This window comes from Caballeronia sp. dw_19 (assembly GCF_018449515.1).
Classification (GTDB): domain Bacteria; phylum Pseudomonadota; class Gammaproteobacteria; order Burkholderiales; family Burkholderiaceae; genus Caballeronia.
The window spans coordinates 102,545-127,191 of record NZ_JAAVUQ010000008.1; the positions used below are offsets into that span (position 1 = coordinate 102,545).

Consider the following 24,647-nt stretch of genomic DNA (forward strand, 5'->3'; position numbering starts at 1 on the left):
CCTTGTACGACCGTCCTTCATTGCCAAGCGATTCCCAATGATCGTAGTCCGAACGATATCCGCGCACATAGACCATGGTGTTGACGGCGGATGACCCCGCCAATGCCTTGCCGCGCGGCTGATAGCCCTTGCGACCGTCAAGGCCCGCCTGCGGCAACGTTTCGAAAGCCCAGTTGTTGACGTGAGTCGGCGCGCGCCACGCCGCGGCCGTTTTGTTCACGTCATACGCTTGATCAGCCGCAGCATCAGGTCGAAGGTCTTGCCGTAAGGGGGATGGAAAAGGCGGGTGCCATTCAGGCGCGCCTGGTAGAAAACGGGTTTCTCTTTGCTGAATGTACGGAAACCCCATTCGCCGTGGTAAGCGCCCATGCCGCTCGGGCCGACTCCGCCGAACGGCTGCGCTTCCTGCGCCAGATGCCAAAGACAATCATTGATTGTGACGCCGCCTGACGCGGTCTCGTGCAGCACCCGGTCGCGATTGACGACGCTCCGGCCGAACCAATAAAGCGCGAGCGGCCGGTTGCCCTGGTTCACCATGGCAATGGCCTGGTCAAGCCCGTCGTATTCGACAATGGGTAGCAGCGGGCCAAAGATTTCCTCTCGCATCAGACGCGAGCTTGCGGCCGCACCGACCACCAGCGTCGGTGGAAGTTTTCGTGTACCTTCGTCGAAACGTTCGCCGGCTGGATTGACTTCGACAATGCGCGAACCGCCATCACGCGCTTCCTCGAGTATCGCAAGCAGCCGCTCGCGATGCCTCGCGCTGATGATCGCCGTATAGTCCGGGTTCGAGATCAGCGTGGGATAAAGACGCGTAATTGCCGCCTTGAGCTGATCGGCGACGCTGTCGGCCAGACCCGCCGGCACGAGAACATAGTCCGGTGCAATGCAGGTCTGTCCAGCGTTCAGGAACTTGCCATAGGCAATGCTCGCCACGGCGGCAGCAATGTCGCAGGAGGCATCGATTATTGCAGGTGATTTCCCGCCGAGTTCCAGCGTCACCGGCGTAAGGTTTGCCGCAGCGGCCAGGGCGACCTGCCGGCCGACCTGGGTCGATCCGGTAAAGAACAGGTGATCGAACGGCAGACTGGCAAAAGCCTGACCTACGTCCACGCCGCCGTTCACCACACTCAGCTCATCGGGCGCAAACGAAGCGCTAACCAGCCGGTCCAGCAATTCGGAGAATCGGGGAGTGAGTTCGGAGGGTTTGAGGAGCACCCGGTTGCCAGCGGCGATGGCCGCCAACGCCGGCCCCAACGATAATTGAATAGGATAGTTCCACGGCGATACGATACCGACCACACCAAGCGGTTGCCGCAACAGGCGGTTATAGCCAGGCCGAAAGTGCAAACTGGTCGCGACTCGTTGCGGACTTATCCAGTGCTTCAGGTGTTTGCGTGCGTGACGGATTCCGGCGCGCACGACAAACAACTCGGCGATCCGCGTTTCATGAGCGGACCGCCCGCCGAAGTCGTCATCGATCGCGCACACAAATTCACTCTCATGATCCTCCGTCAACGCAAGCAGCCGGTTCAGCCGGTCCATGCGAACGCGCAGCGGCGGATTCGATTCCGCCGCGAACGCCTGGCGTTGCGCCTCGAAGCGTTCTTCCATGAAAGAAGGCGGGCTGACCTGCATGGTCTGTTTCCTGTGTTTGGAATGACGCTAGCTTACCCGTTTCATACCGGCGGAAGTTGCAGCGTGCGAGCGACCTTGCCGCCCTTTGAGCTGCTCGCGCAACTGATGCGTAACCACCTTGAGTTTTATCCAGCAGGACATTGTTGGGGCGCGAGCTGCACGCGTTACGCGACCGGTCTGTTCGTCGATCAACGCAAAAGACCTGGTGTCCGGGGATGGCTAACTCAGACTCTCGATTGCAATCCATTCATCAGTAGACCAAACATGATCTATTCAGTCTTTGTCTTGTCGAGCAGCAAACCGTCTATCCGTTCCCTGTTTTCATCGCCCCAGGCACAGAGTGGCATGAGCGCTTTCGCCAGCGTCTTGCCGAACTCGGTCATTTCATAATCGACCCTGGGTGGCACTTCCCGATAATCACGCCGCACGATAATGCCATCCTCGGCCAACTCGCGAACTTGCTGGATCAAGACCTTCTCACTGATACCGGCGACAAGACGCTTCAATTCGCCGAACCGACGCGGCCCACTGTTCAGATGAAACAGCACGATCGGCTTCCACTTCCCGCCGACAACCGAGAGTGCGATCTCGAGTCCGCAGCTATATGCCCGGTTTTCCATAAAAAGAATCTCCATACATACCTTTAGGTAGGTACTAGCCTAACAGAATGCACCCGACCATAATGAATCTTCAAACTCGATCAGGAGATTTCAGATGGGTAAGCTCAGTGGAAAAGTGGCCGTGATAACGGGTGCAAACAGCGGAATTGGCCTCGCGACGGCAAAGCGCTTTGCACAGGAAGGGGCGCGGGTTTTCATGAGCGGCCGGCGCCAGAAGGAACTCGATGCGGCCGTTGCCGAGGTTGGAGAAAATGCGCGCGGCATTCAGGGCGACGTGTCCATCCTCGCCGACCTCGACCGCCTGTTTGCCATCGTAAAAGAGGAAGCAGGAACGATCGACGTCCTGTTCGCCAACGCCGGCGGTGGAGAATTTTCAGCGCTTGGCGAGATCACGGAGGAGCACTTCGATAAAACCTTCGCGACCAACGTAAAGGGCACGCTTTTCACGGTGCAGAAGGCACTTCCATTGCTCAAGGACGGCGGGTCGGTCATACTCACCGGATCAACTACCGAGGTCACTGGCGCCCCGTCATTCAGCGTCTACAGTGCGAGCAAGGCAGCGATCCGCAACTTCGCGCGAAGCTGGATCCTCGATCTCGCGCCGCGCAAGATCCGCGTCAATGTGCTGGTGCCGGGCGCCACCTCCACACCGGGATGGCATGGCCTCGCCACCTCGGAAGCGGCGAGCAAGGAGATGATCAAGTTCGTGCAGACTACGACGCCGCTTGGCCGCCTCGGTGAACCCGCGGAGACCGCGAGCGCGGCACTGTTCCTGGCTTCCGACGACAGCAGCTTTGTCACCGGAAGCGAACTGTTCGTCGACGGCGGGTCCGCGCAGATTTAGCGAACACGCGAGCCGCAAGCGGTCCACAAGACCACGGTTCACGAATGCACTCGAACCGTGAGCAAAAACCGTTTGCCTGCTATGGCAGGCATCCGGGGTTTCGACCGGCCTATCATGCGTGTCGAAAATACTCAGTAAAATCCATCCTGCACGGGCAATGCCAACCTGCCGCCCATCCTGGATACTCCCGCCACTGTGACAAGCACACTAGAACAACTTCGCGCCGGACAACTAGCCGGTACACAACGGCTGGCGCTAGCCTGCGGCCTGACCGAATTTCCACGCGAGATATTCGATCTGTCCGACACGCTGGAAATCCTCGACCTGTCCGGCAACGCGCTTTCGTCGCTGCCCGACGATTTGGCGCGCCTGACGAATCTGCACACGATCTTCTGCTCGAACAACCGGTTCATCGAGCTGCCGGAAGTGCTCGGGCAGTGCACGCAATTGAGCATGGTCGGGTTCAAGGCAAACCGCATACGCAAGGTATCCGGCGCGTCATTACCGCCTCAACTTCGCTGGCTGATCCTGACCGACAATGAAGTTGAGGCGCTGCCACCCGAGATTGGAAACTGCGCTCAGCTACAAAAGCTGATGTTGGCCGGCAATCAGTTGCGCACGCTGCCAGTAGAGTTAGCCGCATGCTCTCGCCTCGAATTGATCCGGCTGGCAGCTAATCGGCTTGCCGAACTGCCGGTCTGGATCGCGTCCTTGCCCCGGCTATCGTGGCTGGCATACGCAGGGAATCCATTCAACGAACAACGGGAAGCCCAGGCAATAACGGATACGCCCGTTGCCGATATCCCGTGGCAGGCGCTGGATCTGCAGCATCGGTTGGGCGAAGGCGCATCGGGCGTCATTCATCGTGCAGAACATCGGCCGGAATATCCGGCGACTGGCAGCGAAAACGTGCCCGTCGCAGTCAAGCTATTCAAGGGCGCTGTCACCAGCGATGGTCTGCCGCACTGCGAGATGGCTGCTTGCATTGCTGCGGGTACGCATCCCAATCTGATCCCGGTACTCGGCAAGATAAAGGGCCATCCCACTGGCGTCCATGGCCTCGTGATGACGCTGATCGACCCGCAGCTCAGGAACCTCGCGGGGCCGCCGAGCCTGGCGTCCTGCACGCGCGATATCTATGACATCGATACCCGCTTCGACCTGGCTTCAGCGCTAAGCGTTGCACATGGGATCGCATCGGCGGCATGGCATTTGCATCAGCAGGGCATCATGCATGGCGACCTGTACGCCCACAACATCCTGCATGGCGGACAGGGTCAGGCGCTGATGGGAGACTTTGGCGCGGCATCGTTCTATGCAACCGACGATCAAGCGCTGGCCGACGCACTCCAGCGCCTTGAAGTAAGAGCGTTCGGTTGCCTGCTCGAAGAATTGATCGATCGATGCGATGCGCAGGCGTCCGCGCAAAGCAGCATGGCGGTGCTCGCAAGCCTGAAAAACAATTGCCTGGACGAGCAAGCCGCCGACCGGCCGCTGTTCGGCGAAATCGTGAATACCTTGTCTGTGCTGAGGGATTCACATCGAAACGAGGCAACTTCAGCTTAAATTCAGGCGCTTTAGAACGTGCTTTAAACCGTATACTCGTCCTCGGTGGATGGCGGCATCCGCAGCGGACAGGACATGCTGAAAGCGGTGGCGCTCGGCGCAAAGGGCACGCTGATCGGCCGACGTTTCCTGTACGGGCCGGGCGCAATGGGGGAGGCGGGTGTCGAGGGACAAGAACTTTCATGCGACTTCCACGCAATGGGTTCGGACCACGCGAACGCTTCCTCTCGCTCGATCAACCATTTCAACTCCCCGAAATATCGAAATCGAAATAGCGGTGCTCGATTTTTTGATAGGTTCCGTCCTTCATCATCGCGTCGATCACGTGGTCCAGTAACAACGCCATACCAGCAAGTGCCTTTTTCATGGATGCTCCAGTTCGATGGAATAGCCGCATCGTTGAATGCGTTGCCGCCAAGGTTGATAAGACCGCTGCTAAAGCGGGTCGCGCGATGTAGCCATGCGTGGATTCAATGCGTGCCGTGCTTGGCTAGGCTGTCTGCAATGCCAGGAGCCCACGCTCAAAAATCTGTCGCGTGCGTAGCTGGGTGAGTTCGCGCCAGTCCCGATCCGCGGGGTAGAAATGTTCCGCCAACGCAGCCTTGATCCGGCGTCCCGTTTCGTCTTCAGGATCGCCGTACAGATGCAGCCAGTGATCGTCTCTTAACGTGCGATGTCCCTGGACGCCGTCATAGGTCCCGCATTCGATAACCAATTGCATCAGGTCGGTGCCGGGCAGTGAATCCAGCAGCGCCTGTGACGTATAACCGGTCGCAGTCGCCGCGATTCCTGAATCGGTCGTCGCAGCGGGTCCGGTGATGACCGTGTAAAGCCATGGGCCGAAAACCAACTGTGACCTGGCGAGTGCGGGGTAGCTTTCCTGCGCCACCGCCATCAACATGGCATGACCGAACGCGCCTGCTCCGGTATGCAGGTCGAAACACATTGCTGTACGCGCGCCTTCCATAAAACGCTTCGCGATGGCGCGCAACGTACGGTTGCTCCAGGTGGCATGCTGACCACCGAAGAAGATGCCGTCGGCATGAGCGTACTGCCCCGCCTCGATAATGCTCATTACCGTGGCGAGACCTAGTCTTTCAATCTCATCGGCCAGCCGTTCGTCCGCACGGCGGCGAGCGGGACCGTCAAGGTCGCGGCACAAATAGAGAGTGTGAAAAGCCTCATAGCGCGCGTTGTCCGGCAGCGGCGCGTTAAACGCGACGTAGTTCCGGTTGAGGTCGACGTTGTCCTCATTCACCCGACGTAACCAGGCCGTTCCCCAGGGATTGATCAGGTGCACCATGACCACGCAGACGTCGGCTGGCAGCGCGCGTTTTTGCAATGAATGAAGGAATGCGATCTGCGATTCGGAGCCGTAATACCCTTCAATGCCATGTGTGCCAGAGACGACGATGAACCGCTTGGGCGCAAGCGGATCGCCGATCACCGCTACGTCGGTGGCGAGCATTTCACGGCGAGGGCCGCGCATCGGATGCTCGAACTCCGTAAGCTCGGCCTCGGCAGCCCGCGCGGCTTCGATAAAACGTTCACGCTGAGCGGTAAAGCCTGGGGCTTCAATAAAATGCCGGTTCATGTTCTCGTTCCAGAATTTATAATCGTTGCCGGAAAAAGTAGTTTGCTTTACTAATCAAACCGCTCAACCAATGCGTAGAGTGACAGCGGTCGACGGCCTTGCACAACACAGCAGCACTTCGCCGTCGCGCGGTTCATCGAGCGGTTGCTCGAAGTATTCGACCGTGCCATCGATCAACTGGCTGGCACAACATCCGCACAATCCTGCGCGGCAACTGAACGGCGGTTTAAAGCCCTCAGCTTCGGCAAAATCCAGCAATGAATGGCATGACGCGTCCCATGTAACCGTCTTGCCGGAGGGCGCAAAACAAACCGTGGGCACGGACGCTTCGGATGTGTCCGAAGGCTTGGGCGAACACGGCACGTTGATCTCGCCCAGCTCAAGCATCGAAGCGGGCCCGAAGAATTCATGCCGGATACGGGCTTGATCGACACCAAGGCTACGCAGCAAACACCAGTTCGTCTGCATGAAGGGCGTTGGGCCGCATAGATACACGTCGTAGTCGTCGAGCGGCAGCAGGCGTTGCATGGTCTCGCGCGTGATCAGGCCGTGGCTGTCAAAGCGCCGCCCGGCGACGTCCAATGGTTCAGGCATGCGATAACAGATATGCGTCAGGACACCCTCCCTGCTCGCCTGCAAGCGCGCCACTTCATCCCGAAACGCATGCACGGCGCCGTTTTCGCATGCGTGGATAAAATAGACACGACGCCTCGATGTCGCACACAGGCGATGCAACATGCTAAGCATCGGCGTCACGCCAACACCACCGCTTAACAACACGACTGGGCGATCGCCAAGCTCATCGAGTGCGAACGCACCGGCTGGACCCGCGACATCAAGCATAGCGCCCGCCTCGATACCCCCATGCAGATGACTCGATACCAGCCCGTCAGGCAGCTCGCCCCGATCCGCCGGCGCCAATTGATGCTTGACCGAAATACGCCAGCGTGTGCGTTCGGCAGGATCGCCGGACAGGCTGTAATGCCGCAACAAGCGCTGCCCGTCCGGCCCGGTGAGACGCACCTGAACAAATTGTCCCGGTAGGAAAACCGGCAGCAATGCACCGTCCGCCGCTTCAAGCACGAACGACTTGATGACGCTGCTTTCCCGCTGTACGTCAACTACGCGCATCCGCTTGAACGCTCGCGGTTCTGTAGCGTCCTGCATGGCTATCGGACGCAGTCGAGCGTGGCAGGTTCCCGAGCCTGCATCTCCGCGTCGATCAGCCGTTGCAGGCTGCGTCGAAAGCGCAACGGCCCGGCGTCAAGCGGTAGGTCGAAATTAGGCGTTTGCCTGTTCGCCATGCCCGCGTGGACGGCCGTCAGGATCACGCGGTCCTCTTCGAATGCGTGACGGACGTCCTCGTTGAACTGACGCGACACGTTTTCATCGCGTTGATCGAAGTTGCGCATCTGGAACCAGAAATAGCGCGTGTTCGATTCGTCGATCGGCGTCATGAAGTTGTATGAGTTCATCAGGAAGACGTGCTCGTGCAGCGGACCTTCGTCGGTACCCGTGCCTGCCGGCGTGAACACCGCTTTGATGATCGCATGCGATGGAAACCGCACTTCGTAATGCTGCTTGCGATCGCAGCGTCCCGAGAATTTCACGAAGCGCGCATAGAAGGGCGCCACGTCCACGTCTCGCATCCAGCGTGACACGATTACGCCTTCATTAGTCACCGTGGTTTTCAGCGGCTCGGATTCGCATGCCGCGTTGCCGAACGAGGACGGATGAACCCATGCAACATGTGATGGATCAAGCAGGTTATCCGTCACATACAGATAGTTGCACGCGACCGTCATTGCATCGCCCTGGTTCATGCACCAGGCAGGATCGTCCCATTCCTCGACTGCGAAAATAGTGTCTGCGTTCGCCTGCTCCGGCGAGCCCATCCAGATCCAGACCAAACCGTAACGCTCTTCGACAGGGTAGCTTCGAACCCGCGCGGCCGATGGAATCCTCGCCATGCCCGGTGCTCGTACGCAGGCTCCCGAGCAATCGAATGTGAGGCCGTGGTAACCGCATTCAATCTGTCCGTCCTGCAGGCGTCCCATCGACAAAGGCAGCTTCCGGTGCGGGCAAGCGTCTTCAAGTCCAACCAGCGCGCCTCCGGGTTTGCGATATAAAACCACCGGCTCGCCAAGCAGGATCAACGGATGCAGGCCGTCGCCAATCTCGCTGCTCCATGCCGCCACGTACCATGCATTTCTTAAGAACATTGCCCCCCTCCGTTCCATTCGGAAGACAACCGTTGAGGCCGTTCTATCCGTTCTCATCCCTTGGGACTTAAGCTTAGAAACCCAAAATTGAAAAGAACAGAGGGCTTGAACTTTGACATCGTTTAGAATTTCTAAAACGACCTGGGCCCCACCCGCTAATCATGGACACACTTCCGCCACTGCGAGCGTTACAGGTATTCGACACCCTGGGCCGTTGCGGAGGCGTAGTCGAGACGGCGCGCCGCCTCGGCGTCTCGCCGGGTGCGGTCAGCCAGCAGATCAAGATCCTGGAAGATTCCTTGGGCATGCGGCTGCTGGCGAGAGAAGGCAAACGGCTGCGTCTGACCGCAGCCGGCGTGCGTTACCACGAGACCTGCGCAGCGGCGTTCGAAAGCCTGCGTGTAGCGGGCGCCGAGATCGAGCGAGTCAGGAACAGGCGCAGCTTGAGCGTGAGCGCGCTGCCCTCGCTGCTGACAAAGTGGCTCGCGCCGCGCATCTACGAGTGGCAAAGCGAGCATCCGGAACTGGATGTGTATCTGGACGGCACGCATTCGGAGCCGTCGCCCGATGGTCCCGAGATCGACTTCCGCGTTACCTACGGCGAGCGCATCGATCATGCAGGCACGACGGTGGAGTTGTTTCGTGACAGTGTCGTACCCGTATGCAGCCCTCGGTTGCTCAACACCGGGCAACCGCTCGTCAAACTGGACGACATCTTGGCTTACCCGTTGCTGTCGATAGACTGGTTTCCCAAGTTCTCCTCGCCGCCGTCCTGGCGCGAGTGGTTTGCGGCCAAAGGCATTGATTGCCCCGAGGATGTGCGCAGCAATCGCCTTGTGTTTTCGTTGTCAGGACTCGCGATACAGGCCGCTATTGAAGGTCATGGTTTCGTGCTGGCGCAGACATCAATGATCGTCGATGACCTGAGCGCAGGGCGCCTCGTGTTGCCGTTTCCGGTCGGCGTTGCACTGCCTTCGCCCTATTTTTTGACCTGGCAGGCCAGCAGCTTCGACCAGCCGCACTGCCGCGTTTTCCATCGCTGGATTCTCACGCGCAGCCGCGAACAGCAAGCGATTAACGACCGGTTGCTCGGTCCTGGGTAAGCGCCGTGCCGAGAAGCTTTCAGGATGCAAACGCGCAGATTTTGCCCGCGGCCTTCCCGGACGCCCTACATACTGCCCATGAATTTGCCGAGGCAGTACTTTCCATACACCCGGCAATAGCCGGTGACGACCCAGTGTTTTTCAACGCTGATAGGCGACTGCGCCGATACCTGAATCAGGTTGGAAGTAAACGACCGCGTAGTGGGGTTGAGAATGGCGACTAGCAGAAGAACAAGCAGCCCTATCAAGCGGCGCGCCAGGCTGATTGTGCGGCCAAGCTGATTTTGGTCCATCACCAATCCTTCGTCGGCTATTGCATTGATTGCGCGCTTCAATAGAGCGGACATGGCACCGTCATAACGAACGGAGCCGCGCCCGCGCATTGCTCCTAGTGCAACCAGATCATCTGCACGACCTTTACCACCACCAGCCCAACCGCCACGATCAGGTAACCGCGAAGCACACCCATCCAGATCCGCTTTGTCAGCGTGAGGTTCGGCGGCGGCAGCTCATTCAGAGGCGGCATGCGCCACGTATCCCGCGTTTCCTTCAGATAGCGCTGCTCCGTGCGCCCTTGTGTGCCATCCGATACTTCGTGGCCACGTTTGCGAAAGACCACCATGGCCAGATATCCCACCACGGCCAATGCAGTTCCACCACCCAGCAATTCAAGAATAGTCTCGCCGCCGATGTCCGGATACACAACGGATGCCGTCAGGATAATCGACAACATCACCAGGACCCAAATAACAGCGCCCGTGAAAACGTTGAGCTTCTTCGAGTTGGCCCACGGTCCCAGCACCGCCTGGTCGTTGCACAATAACAGCAGGAAAACCGTTGCGCCAGGCAACAAAACGCCCGCGAGTGTTTGCACGGCTTCCGTCAGCAGTCCAAGCGGGCTGCCGGGAATGAGCACGAGTGCGGCAGCCGCCGCCACAATGCCGAAATAAACCAGATAGAAACCCTTTGCGTCCGACACACCACGATGCAGCGAGTGACGAATCTTGAATACGTCGCCAATGGCATAGGCAGTCGACAGCGACACCGCAGCAGCGCCAATGATGCATGCGTCGAGCAAGGCCACGGCGAACAGCGTGGCGCTCGTGCGTCCCGCGTATTTGCTCAAGTCCGCAATCACCGCGCCGGCGTCGGTGAAGTTACCGAACTCGGACTTGCCGGCGTACAGCGCCGCGCAAAAGGACATCATTGCCACGCCGCCGATCATCACGAAGACAATACCAATCCACAGGTCGGCTTTCTCATACTTCATGAAACGCGGCGTAATACGCTTGTCGACTATATAGCTTTGCTGGAAAAACAATTGCCACGGTGCAACGGTGGTGCCAACAATACCGATCACGAGCAACATTACGTCGCTCAGTTTGGACTGTGCCGGCCAGGTCGGTACAAAGAAGTTGCTTGCCATCTGCGACACGGGCGGATGGATCGACACGAGCACGGGAACAAGCAGCAAGCTCAACAGACATAGAACAATCGCAAAGCGCTCGAAACGTCTGAAGCTTCCGGTACTAACGGCCGCCATGGTCAGCGCTGCGGCAATGCACACACCCAGTATTTTGGAAATGCCGAAGAAATCCAGGACAAACGTAATGCCGATAAATTCGGTCACAATAGTGAGCGCGTTGAGAATAAACAGGTCGATGACGCTAAAGGCGCCCCAGAATTTTCCAAAGCGTTCGAAGATCAGGCGGGCGTGACCGACTCCGGTAACGGCTCCCAGACGCAGCACCATTTCCTGGTTAACGAATAGAACCGGAACCAGCAGCAGCAACGTCCATAGCAAGGTTGTTCCGTAGTTTTGACCCGCTTGTGTATAGGTGCCGAAAGCGCCGGCGTCATTGTCGCCCACCATCACGATCAGGCCGGGGCCGAGAATGGCCATGAGCGTGCGGATGCGTGCCCACCAACTGGTGCGTGCGCCTGTGTCGTGTTGGGCGATCGTGCCGAGTGCACCCTTGATGTCGCCAACGTGCGCATCATCGAGCACAGCGCTGCGTGGTGGTAGAACTTGGGATGGAGTGGACATTATTATTTTCCAGAAAGCGTGGGTGGCCGATAGGGATGTGCCGTGCTTATCCCGTGTACGAACGACGCGAGTCATCCCTTGATGAAGCCCGGGAGACCCCGCGCGGTGTACACGGGAACGTTATTAATCAGGCGTGAAAGATGAATTTGCGAAATGCGCGCCATGCGCTAGCGCAGCGATGCCGGTTGGTAGATTCCAGCGACAGCATGGCGTTGTAGTGAAGGCGTGATTCCTGGACGTGCGGACGGTGTGAGACGAGCAAACCGAAGTTCATGATGCTTCTCCGACTATTGGCTTTTCAGTGGTTGGAAAGCCAGCAGGACGGAATTCGGACACGCAATGCGTGTGACGAAAAGGATCTACTCGCCTTCCCTGGCAAAAGTGAAAGTGCTGCGGCGTATGGGATAACTGTCACTGTCCGGCATGGCGGCTCCTTTGTTGCGTATGCACGCACGTCATCATCCGCACGGCGCACTTTCTATTCCAAAGGCGCGAGCGGAACCAGTCACGAGTGTTAGCTCGCAACGCGATTCGTATGGACGCGAGCAATCCTGGCGTCAATACGCTTGTTTCAAGGTGAACGGATTATTTACTGCGGCGCGCACCGTCTGCCTGCTGGCAAGACGGCGGCTAGGGAATCAAGCGCGAACGTCCTGCCGGTCAGGCAGAGAAAAACTTCGAAGGTCGACTACTACAACTGTCCAAGGCATTAGCCCCGTTTGTTACGATGCCCGGATTCTAGGCGCGCGCTAAATATCAAGTCAACCCCATTCGTTAAGCAGAGCAGAAATAGTTTTAACGCGTTGTCGATGCGTGGTTATTACATCCTTAAGGCTTCATTTTTCGCACCAAAAGCAATACGCGGGCAATGTATGCGTAAGCATAATGAAACGAATTACTGGCTGACGTCGGCGTTGCTCCCGACTTAAAGAGAACGTCGACTGTGCTGCTTTTCACTGAGTTGAACCCAGCTCGCTGCCGGCGATCTCTTAGTGGGTACACGCGTAGAACTGCCGCTCGTCGGATGAAACCAATCGGCGTATGGTGGAGTAACCGTGGAGCACGCAATAAGGACACGCGTAAGGAAAAGGCGAGACACGGCCCACGCCGCAATCAACCGAAGGAGGCGACCATGAACATCGCGAATTCGTCCGCCGCGCCGCTCGATGCAAGCGCCGGTTTGCCGCGTTATTCATCCGCGCAGATCGCTCTGCACTGGGTAATCGGGTTGGCGATCATCGTCATGCTCGGTATTGGTCTCTACATGGCCGGGCTGCCGAAAGGCCTCGCTTTCAAGTCGAGCCTGACCAACTTCCACAAGTCGCTTGGGATGACCGTCTTCCTGCTTGTGCTGATTCGCATCGTGGTTCGCCTGGTTGCAGGCCGGCCTCCGCTTCCCCCGATGCCAGCATGGCAACGCGTCGCCGCGAGCATGACGCAAGGTCTTTTATACGTGGCGATGATCGTCATGCCGCTGACGGGTTATCTCGGATCATCATTCAACAAGTTCAGCACGCGCTTCTGGGGCGTCCCGCTGCCAATGTGGGCCTGGGACGACCCTGGCTTGCGAAAGATTTTTTTCACGGTGCATATGGTCAGTGCCTGGGTGTTGATCGCACTGATCGTTCTGCATGTGGCCGGTGCGCTCAAACATCAGTTGATGGACCGCGATCGACTGATGGAAAGGATGCTGCCATGACGAAGCCCGACAGATCTTTGAGTGACGGACACAGCAAGGGTCCCGTCGGATGAAAATCGAAATGCTTGGTTCGTCTTAACTATTTCGCAACCCTTATTAATTGATAGAAAGCTCTACCATAAACAATCCCCTGGTTTCGACGCGCGTCCTGGCATCGGCACTCGCTGCGCGACTGCCGGCACAGACCGCCGGACGTCCCCTCCATGCGAGGCATTGAACGCGGTCGCGGCAAGAATCTCCACGCACATGGAGCACCTTGCCGCAGCCAACCACAATCCGCTACTTCAACTCATATAGCCAAGATGCTCGGCCAGGATCACCGACCCGATAACAACAAGAATGAGCCCGCCCGCAATCTCCGCGCGCTGTCCCACGGCCTTGCCCAGAAAACGTCCGACCATCACGCCCAGGGTCACCATGATCAGCGTCGCCAATCCGATAGTCGCGGCGGTCGACAAGATATTCACATCGATAAAAGCGAGTCCCGCTCCCACCGCCATCGCGTCGATACTCGTGGCGAACCCGGTGAGCGCCAGCAGCCAGAAACCGTGACTGTTGGGCTTCTCGACGTCCGGCGTGGGCGCGCGCAGGCCCGAGGTGATCATACGGACGCCGAGCACGAGCAGCAGGCTGAACGCGATCCAGTGATCCCATGAGGCGACATACGGAGCGGCGGTCTTGCCGAGCGCCCAGCCGACCAGCGGCGTGATGGCTTCAATCACGCCGAAGATCAGGCCGGTACGAAGCGCCTCGCGAATCCGCGGACGATGCAGTGTGGCGCCCTTGCCGACCGCAGCGGCGAAGGCGTCCGTCGACATGGCGAAGGCGAGCAGGAGAGTAGAAGCAATATTCATGGAGATGTCAGGATGTCGTTATGGCATTCGGGTCGGGCGAGAACATGCGATGCAGCGGCGAGCCCGACCGGTCTCGCCGACACATCGATGGTCTTGCCAACCCAAAAACTAACGGCTGCTCATGCCACGGTTCGATCGAACCAAGCGTGTTGACATGAGCGCTTCCAGCAAGTGGAAGCCGGCTACTCCCCAAAGACGGACGGAGGCTACCATGTCCGAAATGAATTTGTAAGCTTTCCCCGGCGAGATGAAGGGACACTCCCGGCCGGTTCTGTCATGCCCGTTGAGACGGATCAAGGCTCCGCACCGGTCCACACCGCGGACCAACCCAGATAATTTTGCCGGTCCGCAAAGCGGTCACCAAAGTCCAGGCCAATACAATGCGGCCGGCCAAGCATGGCAAGCCTCCCGATCGAACCGCCGGGCAATACCAATCGCCGAAAGCGTCCAGACCCGCTCCCGCAATAGCAAACACATGATTTGCAAGGATTTTTCTCGTCGGTATAATGCGACCTTCCTTTCCAAGGCCACTTCCCCATGAGCAGACTCCTTTGGCTTGCTGCGCTGACGTTCGGCGCGATGCTAGGACCGGTGCAGGGCGCGGTGGCTCAGGAACGTGCCCCGGAAGCCGCCCCGCAAGACGCAGCAGCCAGCGACGCCACCGCCGAAGCCACTCATCAGGTCTCCCGCCTGATCTCCCAGAAGTTCGGCGTGGCGCGCGCAAAAGCGGAGCAGATTTCAGCCGCGGTCATGTCAGCCGCATCGAAATACTCGCTCCCTCCCGCCCTCCTCCTCGCCATCATCTCCGTTGAATCCCGCTTCAAGGAAAAAGCCCGAGGCGCCAATGGCGCAACCGGGCTGATGCAGGTCGTGCCGGCCGCTCACAGGCAACTCGTGCGCAACATCGACTTGACGGAAGCAACCGCGAATATTGAAGCGGGATCGGCGATTCTTCACGGTTATGTCCAGTCCGCTCGCGGCGATGTGGGCGCAGCCCTGAAGAGCTACGGCGGTTCGAAAGCCTACGCGGAAAAGATCAGCCTGCGAGCCAAGGCGTTCGCTCCTCAATTCGGCTCCGATGCCGATGCCGGTACCGATGCCAGCAGCAACACCGGAACGACCGGCGACTGACTCTCCACTTCAGCGCTCTGCAGTAACGTAACCACCACCGCTCACCTCTCTCTCATTGCCCGGCGCGAAGCGATCCTTGCTGATCTTGCACAAGGCCGCCCTCACCTCCCATGGGCATCAATGAAGGAAACAATAATCCCATTGCCGCCGTCCCTGTCCGACGCGGGATATCTCGGACTACTCAGCAATTTTTTCACGCCGAATACCGCGTCGATGAGTTAGCGCAGCACCAGTTCCCGCAGTTCGTCGATATTAAACGGCTTCGCAAGAATGGTCACCCCGGTGTGGCGTGCGCGTTCGAATTCGTCGGCATAACCGGTCATCAATACAATCCGTTGCAAGGGCCAGGTACCGCGCACTTTCTCAGCCAGGTCGATGCCGTTTAACCGGCCAGGCATTTGTATATCCGACAACACCAGGTCGAAGCGGCTGCCTTCGCTGAGCAGGTCGAAGGCTTTGTCGGCGGTGAGTTCGTGGCGCACATCGCAGCCAAAGGTGGCGAGCACCGCCGCCACGCCCGCCGCAACTTCCTCGTTGTCTTCCACCAGCAGGATCGAACCCGGATGCAGCCGCGCGGGCGCAGCCTTGTCCGGCGAATCCAGCGTACCTGGCGAATCCGACGGGTACGTCGCGTCGTCCGGCGCAGTCACCGGCGCGGCGGACGGAGCGTGGTATCGGGGCAGATAAATCCGCACGGTCGTGCCGCGTCCCGGCACGCTGTCAAGGCGCGCGGTACCACCCGCCTGCTCGCATGCCGCCAGCACTTGCGCCAACCCCAGGCCCGTGCCTGAGCCGCTGAGCTTGGTCGTGAAAAGCGGCTCGAATGCACGCCGTGCGGTCGTTTCGGGCATGCCCTCGCCGCTGTCGGTGAAGGCGAGCAGCGCATATTCGCCGTCGGGCAAAACGTTGTCGGCGGTCACGCGAACATTCTGGCTGCGGATGACAAAACGGCCGCCGTGGGGCATCGCATCGCGGGCATTCACAACAATGTTGATGATCGCGAACTCGAGTTCGGTAGCGTCCGCGCGAACCTGCCACATGTCCGGCGGCACGTGCACTTTCACCTGGACCTTCTCCCCCGCCGCCGTTTCGATCAGCCCGGCCGCCGCGGGCAGCCAGACAGCGAGGTCGATCGGCGCCTGCTTGAGCGGTTGCTTGCGTGCGACGCTGAGCAAGCGTCGTGCGAGCGCTTCGGCACCGGCGGTCGCGCGCTCCACTGCCAGGACTTCCCTTTCAAGCCCATTGAAATTCTTGCGCCGTGCAAGCTCCATATTCGCCGCCACCACCATCAGCAGATTATTGAAGTCGTGCGCCACGTTGGCCACCAGATTGCCGAGCGCACCCATGCGCCGCAATTGCCGGCTGGATGCCTCGGCCGAAAGCCGCATGGCGACTTCCGCCTGCCAGCGCTCCCATGCGACCTGCTGGGCTCGCAACTGGCGCAGCGAAAACAGCACAAGCAGCCAGACCGCGATGCACGGCGCCGCCGTGATCACCGCGATCAACGTGTAGTACTGCCGCCATTGCGCGAGGATTGCGGAGGCCGGAATGGCGCTTGTCACGTAAAGCGGGTAGTCCCCCACACGACGAAACGCCACCACGCGCTCCACGCCGTCAATACTTGAGCGTATCCGCAAGCGCCCGAACAGTTCGTTGTTGCGCATGGCGCTGGTGAAAGCCGTGTCGTGAGCGTGGGTAATGCCGGCGCGGTTGGGCGGCTCGCGCACGAGAATGCCGCCGTCGCGGCGAAACAGGCCGACGCTCATGCCGGACTCACCATTCGACAGATCGCGATAGAAGCCCGCGAAATAATCGCGTTTGAGCGCGATCGACACGACGCCGGCAAAACGGCCGTCGTTCAGGCTGCGCCCGACGCTGGTCGTGAATACGTCGGCTTGCTGGACGCTGCCGAGGAGCGGCAGGGAAAAATACGGGTCCGGGCGGATGGAGCGAGCAGAGGTAAAGTCCTCGCGATCGGCAATCGACACGGCCGGCACCGGAAAATAGCGGTTGCTGGCGAGCATCTCACCCGTCACGCCGAAAATGGTGATGCCCGCTACTTGGGCGAACGATTCGCCGATCGCGCTCAGGCGGTCGTGGATGGCTTTCTGATTTGCGTGGATCTGGGCGTCGTCGCTATCGGCGAGCATTTCGACAATACGCGTCGAGATTTCGCGGTTGAGGTCGAGCACCTTGACGGCTTGTTCATCGGCGACACGGGCCACGCGATCGGCAATGTCATTGGATTCGATCATGCGGCGCTGGTAATCGTAATAACCGTAGCCAAGCAGGAACACGATCGGAAAGAGGATCGATGCCGCCAGCACGACCAGCAGGATTCGCCGGGTCGCGGCGAAATTGCGTAACGGCAATGGCAAGTCGAGTGCGGCGGAATCCGAAGAGTGCAAAGCGTCAGGGCTCCAAGGTTGGTTCGCTCGCGCCAGGGTTGGCCAGCAACGCGCTCGGGGCGGATCTGCCGGCGCTCAGCGACCGGCAGAATCCGTCAGCCCGATTCCCCAAGGACCCAGGCGAAACACCCAACCCTGTTACTGCGGCTTTGACATTGTCCCACTACCATTTGGTGATGCAGCGGTCGAGTTGTTATTTGTGCTCGAACTATTCCCCATGTTAGGCGTGGAGCCTGTCCCGGTTCCCATCCCGCCGCCCACTGCGGTGCCTCCCGGCGCACCACTCATTCCCGCGCCGTTGGCGCCGCCGGCATTGGCTCCGCCCACCCCTCCTCCGCCGCCGCCCACGCCTGCACCACCGGCCGACCCGCCACCTGATGAACCACCGCCCGCACCGCCACCGCCTGCACCACCACCTGCGCCACCTCCCCCACCCGCCTGCGCATAAACACTGCCCGCACCACCCGACAGGCCCAGTACCAGCGCAGACACCAAAATCTTCTTCGTTACGTGTTTCATTGCAGCCTCCTTGAAATACCGTTGAGTGCGTTGCGCAGGACTGACGTCGCAACGCTCGCTCTCATTCCAGTGCAAGGGGCATGCCGCGCAAGCGGCTGTTCCACGGGCGGTAACGCTTGCCTGGCGGGCATTCCGGGGATCGTGGGCCAGCAGTATTTGTGACCTTGGATTGGTTTCTTGACCAGCTTTTGCCCCACACGTCGATTCGCGCGGGGACTCGGCAAAATAAAAAACCGGGCTTGGCGGCCCGGTTTTGTCATCTCGAAGTGATTCGGTTTTACCAGCCTTGTTGCTGGTAATAACCCTGCTGCGGCGGCGGTCCGCACGGTACATACGCACGGCGGTAATTATCGAAGCAGTATCCCGGCGGCGGGCCAGGTTGCGCGTAGGCCGGCTGTGCATAGACGGGTTGCGCATAGACCGGCTGATATACCGGCTGTGCATAGACAGGTTGTGCGTACGTCGGCTGAGCCACAGCGGCCCCCACCACCGCGCCAATCACCGCGCCGCCCAGCAGCGCGCCGACGACCGCACCACCGTCTCCGCCACCCCCGTGTGCGGACGCCTGACCTGACATGGCAAGACTTCCGGCCAACACCAACACTGCTGCTACGCGTTTCATTTGAGTTCTCCAGATCCCGCGGTCGGGACTATGGAACTGATCTTATGCGGGTACAGAAGAAATAACTGATGCAGTTGGTAACGGATCATTTCAGCGGATACATATTCACGAGTCGCTATTCACGCACCAGACCCCGTGCGTCCTTCACGCCTCGGTCGATGCCCGCCGGATAGCACGCTCCACCGCGCCAGTCTCGCCGTGCGGCACGAAGATGTAGCCCTGTCCCCAGACCGTCTGGACATAGCGCGGATCGGATGGATCGGCCTCCAGCAAGCGTCTCAGCCGCCATATGGATACGTCGAGGCTGCGGTCCCGGTACGTTCCCGCCTGACCGCGCAGTTTCTCGTTCAATTGCGCACGCGTGAGCACGACCATCTCGTTTTTCACGAAGATCTTCAGCGTGGCGAATTCACCGGAACGCAATGGCACACGTTCGCCGTTGTGACGCAGTTCACGCGCGGCAAAATCGACTTCATAGGGACCGAAGCGATAAGGCGGCCGGTCCTCCGGCGCACCGGGCGACGCCGCGTCGCGACGTCTCAGGACCGTGCGGATGCGGGCGAGCAGTTCGCGTGGATCGAAGGGTTTGGCGAGGTAATCGTCCGCACCCAGTTCGAGACCGATCACGCGGTCGATCACATCCGAGCGCGCCGTGAGGAAGATCACGGGAATGTCGTCGCCCGCCGCCCGCAATTCGCGCAACGCACTGATGCCATCCAGCTCCGGCATCATCACGTCGAGCACGACAATGGATGGCCGCTCGACGTCAAGACGTCGTTTAAGCCCCGTACCGTCGTGCAGCACCGACACTGCAAGGCCGTTGCCTTGCAGGTATTCGCGAACGAGGTCGCGCACTACGGGGTCGTCGTCGACGAGAAGAACATGATGGGTCATGCGATTCATTCTAAGACGCCAACACGCCTTTTCGCGACGCTGATTCCTTTCCGCTTCTTTCATCGAATTGCACGGAAAACGAGGGCTCGATACGTAGGATCAAAGCGCCGAGCCGCCCGGGTCAATGCATACGGGCTTTTCAAGCCGCCCCGTCAGGTCATTTTGCGGGAGTTTCGAGTAAGAATCGGTAACCATCTTTGAGTGGATGAAAAACCGTATTTTTACGATGCCAGCTAAAATTTCACTATGACTACATCTGTATTGATCGTCGATGACGACCCGGCGGTATGCGACCTGCTCAGCCGCTTCCTGAAAGCGCGCGGGCTGGACGTTTCCGTCCTTCACGATGGCGCCGGCCTGCGCCGGGAGCTGGAATATGTACGCCCGTCCATCGTGGTGCTCGACATCATGATGCCGGGCATGGACGGCCTCGCTGCGCTGCGCCAGGTGCGCGCCGCCGGTGACGACATCCCCGTGATCTTCGTCACCGCGCGCGACAGCGTGACGGACAAGGTGGAAGGGCTGGAACTCGGCGCGGACGATTACCTGCCGAAACCCTTCGACCCGCGCGAACTGCTCGCCCGTATAGACACCGTGTTGCGGCGGCGCGCGCCCGCATCAACAGGACGGCCGGAAGCCTGCGCGAGCGAACGCTTCGGCCGCTTCGAGCTCGACTTCGTCACGCGTGCGCTGGTGAGCGGCAACGAGCGCGTGCCGCTGCGCGACAGCGAATTCGCGTTGCTCAAGGTGCTCGTACGGCATCCGTACAAAGTCTTGTCCCGCGTGCTGATCCACGATCTTGTACATCGCGACGACAGCACCTTCAGCGACCGCAGCCTCGACGTGCCAATCTGGCGGTTGCGCAGAATTATCGAGGAAGATCCGGCCAGCCCGCGCCATGTGCAGACGGTGCGCGGCCAGGGTTACGTGTTCATTCCCGATCCCGACGGTGCGCGCAACACGCAGCCGGCGCCCGCCACGCCCGATCACGCGTCTACGGTATGAGACTCTTCGGCACGGCGCGGGGTCACGATTCACGCGGCAGCAAACTCGCCCGCGCCGGGTCGGCTCGCGCCTGGAATCGCAACGGATCGGGTCGCGGCAATCCGTTCAACACGCTGTTCGGTCGCATGGCGCTTATTTCGCTGGTCGTGCTGTTTGCCGTGCAGGCCTGCTGGTTCGCGGTGCTCACCGTGCAGCGGCCGCATCACGACGCGGAAGGTTACGCACGTGGATTGATGCTTGTACTCGCCGCAGCCAACGACGACGCGCGTCAAGGCGTGCGGCTCGCGCCCGCCTTGAGCGTGCAGTTGGTGTTGTCATCGAACCTGCCCGAAGGCATCACGCTGCGCGAGCCCGACAACGGTCCGGTCGTGCATTTGTTGCGTGAGTTGAGGAACGTGCTGCCGCCGGGCACGCGCCTCGCCGTCGATGGCCCCCGGCACGCGCAGCGTCTCTGGGTGCGTTATCCGAACAGTCCGAACTGGATCGTGACGCCGGTCGACCTGCCGCCCGCGCCGCCTATCCTGATTGAATCGGTGGGTATGTTGCTGGCGGCGGTCATCCTGTCGCTGGTCGCGGCGTGGCAATTGCAGCGGCCGTTGTCGCGCGTGGCGCAGGGCGCGCGTCAGTTTGGCGCGGGCGAGCGGCCGGTCCCGGTGGACGAACGTGGACCGCGTGAGCTGCGCGACCTGATCCGCGCGTTCAACCAGATGATGCGGCGGATCAACGACGCCGACGACGAGAAAGCCGTCATGCTCGCCGGCATCGCGCATGATCTGAAAGCGCCGCTCACCCGGCTAAAGCTGCGGGCGAGCGTCCTGGTGCAGGACGACGCCGAGCGCTCGCATTTCATTCGCGACATCGACTCCCTGACGCGCATCGTGCAGCAGTTCCTGGAATTCGCGGCCAACGCGCCGACGAGCGGACCGGCTATCAACGTGGACGGTTTTCTCGCGGAGCAGTTTGCGCAGGACGAAGCAGGAGACACGCCCCTGTTCCGCCTCGACCTGGGCGCCGGCGATGCATTTCACTTGCCGCGCACCTTGCTGGACCGGCTGGTGACCAATCTGGTGGATAACGCGCTGGAACACGGCGCCCCGCCCGTCGACATCAGCACGGGCAAGCGCAACGGCGAGTGGTTCATCACGGTGCGCGATTACGGCGAGGGGATCCCGCCCGAGCGTCTGGACGATGCCCGCAAGCCGTTTGTGCGCCTGGACCCGGCGCGCGCGGGCGATGGTCATTGCGGACTGGGACTCGCCATCGTCGGACGCCTCGCGCACGAACTTGGCGGCCGCTGCGATATCGGCAACGCGGCCGACGGTGGCCTCAGCGTGAGGATCGTCATTCCGATGGCCGAACCCGCCCGCGTGGGCTGCGCCGCGGCTTTACACACCGGCGGCGTGCCCGACGCCGTCATGGCTTCCTGAACACCGCCTGTTCGAGTTCATCGAAGTTGAATGGCTTCGGCAGCAGGGTCGCGCCGCTCAGCTCGTCGCCAAGCTCAGCTGCAATGCCCGTCCCATAACCCGATGCCAGCACCACATGCACGCGCGGCTGCAAACGCTTCATCGCGCGTGCCAGGTCGAGGCCCGACATGCCGGGCATGCGGACATCGGTGAGCAGGACATCGAATAATTGCTGCGCGATCAGGTCGAGCGCGGCCTGCGCACTGTCCACCGCCAGCACTTTCGCGTCGAGCAATTCCAGCAGCTCGCGCGTCGCTTCGCGGGTGTTGGCGTCGTCCTCCACAATCAGGACCCGTAGTGGCTGAGGCTCAAGCGGCTCAGGCGCGCCGGGCGCGTGAGGCACCTCCGGCCCGTCCGGCGTATCGGGCGTGTCGTAAACCCGCGTGCGGAACATCCAGCGCACCTTGCGGGCCAGTGCATCCCGTCGATACGGCTTGCTGATCAACGCCACCCCCGGATCGAGCCGGCCACCGTGCACGATCGCGTTTTCGGTGTAGCCCGATGTGAACAGCACTTCCAGCGCCGGCAGCATTTCCTTCGCGCGTCGAGCCAGTTCGACGCTGCGCATCGGCCCCGGCATCACGACGTCGCTGAACAGCAAATCGACGTGCACGCCGCTTTCGAGCACACTCAGCGCGCTCTGTGCATCCACGGCTTTGAGCACCCGGTAACCCAGCTGGGTCAGCATGTCCACGGCGGTCGCGCGCACGTTCGGGTCGTCCTCCACCACCAGGATCGTTTCCCTGCCGCCCGTCACCGGATCATTCGCGGCTTCCACGCGCACAGCCTCGTCTTCCATCGAGCGCGGCAGATAAAGCTTGACCGTCGTACCGTGCCCCGGCTCGCTATAGAGCTTGATATGGCCACCGGTCTGCTTCATGAAGCCATACACCATGCTCAAGCCCAGGCCGGTGCCTCGGCCTTCGGCCTTGGTCGTATAGAAGGGCTCGAAGGCGCGCGCGAGGATCTCCGGCGTCATGCCGCAACCGGTGTCGGAGACGGCGACCATCACGTACTGGCCGCTCGTCAGGTCGTCGTGATGACGGGTGTACTCGTCGTCGAGCATCGCGTTGCCCGCCTCGACGGTCAGGCGGCCCGCGCCGTCCATCGCGTCACGCGCGTTGATCGCCAGATTCACGATCACGTTCTGCAAATGATTCGGATCAGCAAGCGTGTTCCACAAGCCGCCCGACACCACCGTTTCCAGTTCGATAGTTTCGCCGAGCACGCGGCGCAGCATGTCGTCGGAACTGCGCAGCAGCCGCGAGATATCCAGCGGCACCGGTTCAAGCGGTTGCCGGCGCGCGAACGCCAGCAATTGCGACGCGAGCTTCGCGCCGCGCTCCACCGCTTCATGCGCGCTCGCGAGGCGCCGCGTCAGGGTTTCGTTGCCATTCGATTCCTGCACGGCGAGCTGCAGGTTTCCGCCGATTACCTGCAGCACGTTGTTGAAATCGTGGGCCACGCCGCCGGTCAGCTTGCCGATAGCGTCCATTTTCTGCGACTGCGCCAGCGCAGCCGCCGTTTCGCGCTGTTCTGCTTCGAGCGCCCGAAATGCCTTCGACACCTCATCAATGCGCTCCTCCAGCGTCTCGCGATGCCGTTCCAGCGCCTCGCTCAAGCGCTTTTGCTCCTGCAGCGCGGCATCGAGCGAACGCAGGCCGAGCACGCGCTCGGTGATATCGCGGGAAATCGATACGAACCATTCCACGCCGTCAGGCCCGTTCACCGGCGACACCGACACATCCCAGTATTTCAGCGTGCCTTTCGCGGTCGGCCGGAGCGCTTCGAAGCGCGAATGACGGCCTTGGGCGGCGTTATCGAGCGCTTCTACCACCAGATGCCGCGATTCCTGCGGCCACAGCGACGCCCACGACTCGCCCTTGAGGGGCGCGAAGTCATCGATTTCCATCAGGCAGATGCCGTTGGCGTTCATGAATTCGAGCGTACCGTCGAGCCGCAGGATCTTGATGCAGTCCGTGCTGCCGTTCAGCACGCTCAGGAAAAACCCGCCGGAATCGACCGAAAAGGCAACGTTGTTATCGGACGGGTGATCAGTAGCGGGCTCGGGAGCGGCCGGTATCGCGCCGTGAAAACCGAACGGCTTGTCGGCAGGTGCCTCAGGCTCGGGCTGCTGGACCGGCGGCGGAATGCTGTACGCACCCGTGTCGTCGAGACGTGCGATCGCGGGATCGGGACTAGCTGAGTCGGTCATGAATCGGGCACTGAAGAGAGAACGGCGAGGACAGCGCGAGGCATTTTTCAAGTCGATGCGCTGCAACGTGATCGGGAATGGAAAGCAAGCATTGCGCCAGTGGAGAAAGCGGTGCCGCGCGCGTGGCTGAGGCTTTCGCAGCGACCGCTTCGTGCGGGGATCGCCCGATGGCGTTTACACGGCGCGTGTAAAAACTGACG

At 60.5% G+C, this 24,647-nt stretch carries 22 protein-coding genes, 2 pseudogenes and 1 riboswitch; of the genes and pseudogenes, 8 read left to right on the top strand and 16 right to left on the bottom strand.

Features of this window, described 5'->3' with window-relative positions; genetic code table 11:
• Nucleotides 1-4 precede the first annotated feature (4 nt).
• The 3 genes and pseudogenes from HB376_RS40695 to HB376_RS13865 all read right to left on the bottom strand — a co-directional run.
• Nucleotides 5-190: pseudogene (locus HB376_RS40695) on the bottom strand (GMC family oxidoreductase N-terminal domain-containing protein); the annotation flags it as partial.
• Nucleotides 191-216: 26 nt separating this feature from the next.
• Entirely contained in the window at nt 217-1,638 is a 1,422-nt protein-coding gene (locus HB376_RS13860) for a coniferyl aldehyde dehydrogenase (protein WP_213764233.1), read from the bottom strand.
• 269 nt (nt 1,639-1,907) lie between these two features.
• A complete protein-coding gene (locus HB376_RS13865) occupies nt 1,908-2,258 on the bottom strand; it encodes a helix-turn-helix domain-containing protein (protein ID WP_213764234.1) in 351 nt (116 codons plus the stop codon).
• A 94-nt stretch (nt 2,259-2,352) separates the two neighbouring features.
• Between HB376_RS13865 and HB376_RS13870 the strand changes: the two genes are divergently transcribed.
• The 3 genes and pseudogenes from HB376_RS13870 to HB376_RS13880 all read left to right on the top strand — a co-directional run.
• Nucleotides 2,353-3,102 carry an SDR family oxidoreductase gene (locus HB376_RS13870; protein ID WP_213764235.1) on the top strand — a complete coding sequence of 250 codons (750 nt, stop codon included), beginning with the start codon at nt 2,353-2,355 and terminating at the stop codon, nt 3,100-3,102.
• 195 nt (nt 3,103-3,297) lie between these two features.
• Nucleotides 3,298-4,668, top strand: a complete 1,371-nt coding sequence (locus HB376_RS13875; RefSeq protein ID WP_213764236.1) for a protein kinase — start codon at nt 3,298-3,300, stop codon at nt 4,666-4,668.
• 45 nt (nt 4,669-4,713) lie between these two features.
• Nucleotides 4,714-4,833: pseudogene (locus tag HB376_RS13880) on the top strand (alpha-hydroxy-acid oxidizing protein); the annotation flags it as partial.
• 79 nt (nt 4,834-4,912) lie between these two features.
• On the opposite strand, the gene HB376_RS40990 reads toward HB376_RS13880, so the two are convergent.
• From HB376_RS40990 to HB376_RS13895, 4 genes are all read right to left on the bottom strand, one after another.
• Nucleotides 4,913-5,035: a hypothetical protein gene (locus tag HB376_RS40990; RefSeq protein WP_255631352.1), complete on the bottom strand. Its 123-nt coding sequence runs from the start codon at nt 5,033-5,035 to the stop codon at nt 4,913-4,915.
• A gap of 123 nt (nt 5,036-5,158) precedes the next feature.
• Entirely contained in the window at nt 5,159-6,262 is a 1,104-nt protein-coding gene (locus HB376_RS13885) for a DUF2817 domain-containing protein (protein WP_213764237.1), read from the bottom strand.
• A 63-nt stretch (nt 6,263-6,325) separates the two neighbouring features.
• Nucleotides 6,326-7,429 carry a 2Fe-2S iron-sulfur cluster-binding protein gene (locus HB376_RS13890; protein WP_213764238.1) on the bottom strand — a complete coding sequence of 368 codons (1,104 nt, stop codon included), beginning with the start codon at nt 7,427-7,429 and terminating at the stop codon, nt 6,326-6,328.
• Nucleotides 7,430-7,431: 2 nt separating this feature from the next.
• Entirely contained in the window at nt 7,432-8,484 is a 1,053-nt protein-coding gene (locus tag HB376_RS13895) for an aromatic ring-hydroxylating dioxygenase subunit alpha (protein ID WP_213764239.1), read from the bottom strand.
• Nucleotides 8,485-8,645: 161 nt separating this feature from the next.
• On the opposite strand from HB376_RS13895, the gene HB376_RS13900 reads away from it, so the two are divergent.
• Entirely contained in the window at nt 8,646-9,587 is a 942-nt protein-coding gene (locus tag HB376_RS13900) for a LysR substrate-binding domain-containing protein (protein WP_213764240.1), read from the top strand.
• 65 nt (nt 9,588-9,652) lie between these two features.
• On the opposite strand, the gene HB376_RS13905 is transcribed toward HB376_RS13900, so the two are convergent.
• From HB376_RS13905 to HB376_RS13915, 3 genes are all read right to left on the bottom strand, one after another.
• Complete coding sequence (locus tag HB376_RS13905; protein ID WP_213764241.1) at nt 9,653-9,934, bottom strand: hypothetical protein; 282 nt, start codon at nt 9,932-9,934, stop codon at nt 9,653-9,655.
• Nucleotides 9,935-9,975: 41 nt separating this feature from the next.
• Nucleotides 9,976-11,634 (bottom strand): Nramp family divalent metal transporter, encoded by a 1,659-nt coding sequence (locus tag HB376_RS13910; protein ID WP_213764242.1) that lies wholly within the window; start codon nt 11,632-11,634, stop codon nt 9,976-9,978.
• Between the two features lie 127 nt (nt 11,635-11,761).
• Nucleotides 11,762-11,908, bottom strand: coding sequence for a hypothetical protein (locus HB376_RS13915; protein WP_213764243.1), 147 nt, complete (start codon nt 11,906-11,908; stop codon nt 11,762-11,764).
• 858 nt (nt 11,909-12,766) lie between these two features.
• On the opposite strand from HB376_RS13915, the gene HB376_RS13920 reads away from it, so the two are divergent.
• A complete protein-coding gene (locus tag HB376_RS13920) occupies nt 12,767-13,333 on the top strand; it encodes a cytochrome b (RefSeq protein ID WP_213764244.1) in 567 nt (188 codons plus the stop codon).
• 284 nt (nt 13,334-13,617) lie between these two features.
• On the opposite strand, the gene mntP is transcribed toward HB376_RS13920, so the two are convergent.
• Nucleotides 13,618-14,187, bottom strand: a complete 570-nt coding sequence (gene mntP, locus HB376_RS13925) for a manganese efflux pump MntP (protein ID WP_213764245.1) — start codon at nt 14,185-14,187, stop codon at nt 13,618-13,620.
• Between the two features lie 26 nt (nt 14,188-14,213).
• Nucleotides 14,214-14,390, bottom strand: a riboswitch (yybP-ykoY riboswitch).
• Between the two features lie 334 nt (nt 14,391-14,724).
• On the opposite strand from mntP, the gene HB376_RS13930 reads away from it, so the two are divergent.
• The gene (locus tag HB376_RS13930; protein ID WP_213764246.1) at nt 14,725-15,318 is read left to right on the top strand and encodes a transglycosylase SLT domain-containing protein; all 594 of its coding nucleotides are present in this window, start codon (nt 14,725-14,727) and stop codon (nt 15,316-15,318) included.
• A gap of 218 nt (nt 15,319-15,536) precedes the next feature.
• Here HB376_RS13930 and HB376_RS13935 read toward each other — a convergent pair whose 3' ends face one another.
• From HB376_RS13935 to HB376_RS13950, 4 genes are all read right to left on the bottom strand, one after another.
• A complete protein-coding gene (locus tag HB376_RS13935; RefSeq protein WP_213764247.1) occupies nt 15,537-17,726 on the bottom strand; it encodes a hybrid sensor histidine kinase/response regulator in 2,190 nt (729 codons plus the stop codon).
• Nucleotides 17,727-17,864: 138 nt separating this feature from the next.
• Nucleotides 17,865-18,245, bottom strand: coding sequence for a hypothetical protein (locus HB376_RS13940; RefSeq protein WP_213764248.1), 381 nt, complete (start codon nt 18,243-18,245; stop codon nt 17,865-17,867).
• 277 nt (nt 18,246-18,522) lie between these two features.
• Nucleotides 18,523-18,867 carry a hypothetical protein gene (locus tag HB376_RS13945; RefSeq protein WP_213764249.1) on the bottom strand — a complete coding sequence of 115 codons (345 nt, stop codon included), beginning with the start codon at nt 18,865-18,867 and terminating at the stop codon, nt 18,523-18,525.
• 144 nt (nt 18,868-19,011) lie between these two features.
• Nucleotides 19,012-19,761: a response regulator gene (locus HB376_RS13950; RefSeq protein ID WP_213764250.1), complete on the bottom strand. Its 750-nt coding sequence runs from the start codon at nt 19,759-19,761 to the stop codon at nt 19,012-19,014.
• Nucleotides 19,762-20,007: 246 nt separating this feature from the next.
• Between HB376_RS13950 and HB376_RS13955 the strand changes: the two genes are divergently transcribed.
• Both HB376_RS13955 and HB376_RS13960 read left to right on the top strand, forming a co-directional pair.
• A complete protein-coding gene (locus HB376_RS13955; RefSeq protein ID WP_213764251.1) occupies nt 20,008-20,766 on the top strand; it encodes a response regulator in 759 nt (252 codons plus the stop codon).
• A 125-nt stretch (nt 20,767-20,891) separates the two neighbouring features.
• On the top strand, nt 20,892-22,193 hold the full coding sequence (locus HB376_RS13960) for an ATP-binding protein (RefSeq protein ID WP_255631345.1): 1,302 nt from the start codon (nt 20,892-20,894) through the stop codon (nt 22,191-22,193).
• Here the strand turns inward: HB376_RS13960 and HB376_RS13965 are convergent.
• Nucleotides 22,180-24,447, bottom strand: a complete 2,268-nt coding sequence (locus HB376_RS13965; RefSeq protein ID WP_213764253.1) for a response regulator — start codon at nt 24,445-24,447, stop codon at nt 22,180-22,182. The two genes, HB376_RS13960 and HB376_RS13965, sit on opposite strands and share 14 nt — an antisense overlap.
• Between the last annotated feature and the right edge of the window lie 200 nt (nt 24,448-24,647).

Excerpts from the sequence above, each read along its gene's own strand:
- HB376_RS13860 (WP_213764233.1), bottom strand. The coding sequence starts at position 1,638 with ATGCAGGTCAGCCCGCCTTCTTTCATGGAAGAACGCTTCGAGGCGCAA.
- HB376_RS13865 (WP_213764234.1), bottom strand. The coding sequence starts at position 2,258 with ATGGAAAACCGGGCATATAGCTGCGGACTCGAGATCGCACTCTCGGTT.
- HB376_RS13870 (WP_213764235.1), top strand. The coding sequence starts at position 2,353 with ATGGGTAAGCTCAGTGGAAAAGTGGCCGTGATAACGGGTGCAAACAGC.
- HB376_RS40990 (WP_255631352.1), bottom strand. The coding sequence starts at position 5,035 with ATGAAAAAGGCACTTGCTGGTATGGCGTTGTTACTGGACCACGTGATC.
- HB376_RS13885 (WP_213764237.1), bottom strand. The coding sequence starts at position 6,262 with ATGAACCGGCATTTTATTGAAGCCCCAGGCTTTACCGCTCAGCGTGAA.
- HB376_RS13890 (WP_213764238.1), bottom strand. The coding sequence starts at position 7,429 with ATGCAGGACGCTACAGAACCGCGAGCGTTCAAGCGGATGCGCGTAGTT.
- HB376_RS13895 (WP_213764239.1), bottom strand. The coding sequence starts at position 8,484 with ATGTTCTTAAGAAATGCATGGTACGTGGCGGCATGGAGCAGCGAGATT.
- HB376_RS13900 (WP_213764240.1), top strand. The coding sequence starts at position 8,646 with ATGGACACACTTCCGCCACTGCGAGCGTTACAGGTATTCGACACCCTG.
- HB376_RS13905 (WP_213764241.1), bottom strand. The coding sequence starts at position 9,934 with ATGTCCGCTCTATTGAAGCGCGCAATCAATGCAATAGCCGACGAAGGA.
- HB376_RS13910 (WP_213764242.1), bottom strand. The coding sequence starts at position 11,634 with ATGTCCACTCCATCCCAAGTTCTACCACCACGCAGCGCTGTGCTCGAT.
- HB376_RS13915 (WP_213764243.1), bottom strand. The coding sequence starts at position 11,908 with ATGAACTTCGGTTTGCTCGTCTCACACCGTCCGCACGTCCAGGAATCA.
- HB376_RS13920 (WP_213764244.1), top strand. The coding sequence starts at position 12,767 with ATGAACATCGCGAATTCGTCCGCCGCGCCGCTCGATGCAAGCGCCGGT.
- mntP (WP_213764245.1), bottom strand. The coding sequence starts at position 14,187 with ATGAATATTGCTTCTACTCTCCTGCTCGCCTTCGCCATGTCGACGGAC.
- HB376_RS13930 (WP_213764246.1), top strand. The coding sequence starts at position 14,725 with ATGAGCAGACTCCTTTGGCTTGCTGCGCTGACGTTCGGCGCGATGCTA.
- HB376_RS13940 (WP_213764248.1), bottom strand. The coding sequence starts at position 18,245 with ATGAAACACGTAACGAAGAAGATTTTGGTGTCTGCGCTGGTACTGGGC.
- HB376_RS13945 (WP_213764249.1), bottom strand. The coding sequence starts at position 18,867 with ATGAAACGCGTAGCAGCAGTGTTGGTGTTGGCCGGAAGTCTTGCCATG.
- HB376_RS13950 (WP_213764250.1), bottom strand. The coding sequence starts at position 19,761 with ATGACCCATCATGTTCTTCTCGTCGACGACGACCCCGTAGTGCGCGAC.
- HB376_RS13955 (WP_213764251.1), top strand. The coding sequence starts at position 20,008 with ATGACTACATCTGTATTGATCGTCGATGACGACCCGGCGGTATGCGAC.
- HB376_RS13960 (WP_255631345.1), top strand. The coding sequence starts at position 20,892 with ATGGCGCTTATTTCGCTGGTCGTGCTGTTTGCCGTGCAGGCCTGCTGG.
- HB376_RS13965 (WP_213764253.1), bottom strand. The coding sequence starts at position 24,447 with ATGACCGACTCAGCTAGTCCCGATCCCGCGATCGCACGTCTCGACGAC.